Origin of the sequence: Nocardiopsis lucentensis DSM 44048 (assembly GCF_000341125.1) — a bacterium.
Lineage (GTDB): Bacteria > Actinomycetota > Actinomycetes > Streptosporangiales > Streptosporangiaceae > Nocardiopsis > Nocardiopsis lucentensis.
On the sequence record NZ_ANBC01000889.1, the window covers coordinates 1 to 608 of the forward strand.

Sequence of the window (608 nt, forward strand, 5' to 3'; positions counted from 1 at the left end):
CCGGCGCAGGACCCGCCCGCTGTCCGTTCCCATCGGCTCTCCTCCATTGGTCGACTCGATCGTCTCAGATGCGCGGTGCGCGTGTTCACAAATCGTTGGTTCCGCCGTGGGCCGCCGCCGTAGGATCGGTGCCATGTCCGAACTCAAAGACCGCCTCAAGAACGACCTGACCACCGCCATCAAGGCGCGTGACACGGTTCGCACCGGCACCCTGCGCATGGTCATCGCCGCGATCTCGACCGAGGAGGCCGCCGGATCCACCCAGCGTTCCCTCGACGACGACGAGATCATCACGCTCCTCACCCGCGAGGCGAAGAAGCGCAAGGAGGCCGCGGAGGCGTTCGACAAGGGCGGACGGGCCGAGCAGGCCGCCGCTGAGCGGGCCGAGAGCGAGGTCATCTCCGACTACCTGCCCGCGCAGCTCTCCGACGAGGAGCTCTCCCAGCTGGTCGCCGCCGCCATCGCCGAGACCGGCGCCGAGGGTCCGCGTGCGATGGGCCAGGTCATGAAGGTGGTCAACCCCCAGATCGCCGGTCGGGCCGAGGGGGCCCGGGTGGCCGCCGAGGTCAAGCGCCAGCTGGCCTGACCCACGACGAAACGGGCGGGGG

The 608-nt window shown here is 69.9% G+C and carries 1 protein-coding gene; it reads left to right on the top strand.

Features of this window, described 5'->3' with window-relative positions; all coding sequences use genetic code 11:
• Positions 1-133: 133 nt before the first annotated feature.
• On the top strand, positions 134-586 hold the full coding sequence (locus D471_RS0130375) for a GatB/YqeY domain-containing protein (RefSeq protein WP_017602097.1): 453 nt from the start codon (positions 134-136) through the stop codon (positions 584-586).
• The last annotated feature ends 22 nt before the right edge of the window (positions 587-608 follow it).

Bases quoted from the DNA above. Each gene is read 5' to 3' on its own strand.
- D471_RS0130375 (WP_017602097.1), top strand. From the start codon at position 134: ATGTCCGAACTCAAAGACCGCCTCAAGAACGACCTGACCACCGCCATC.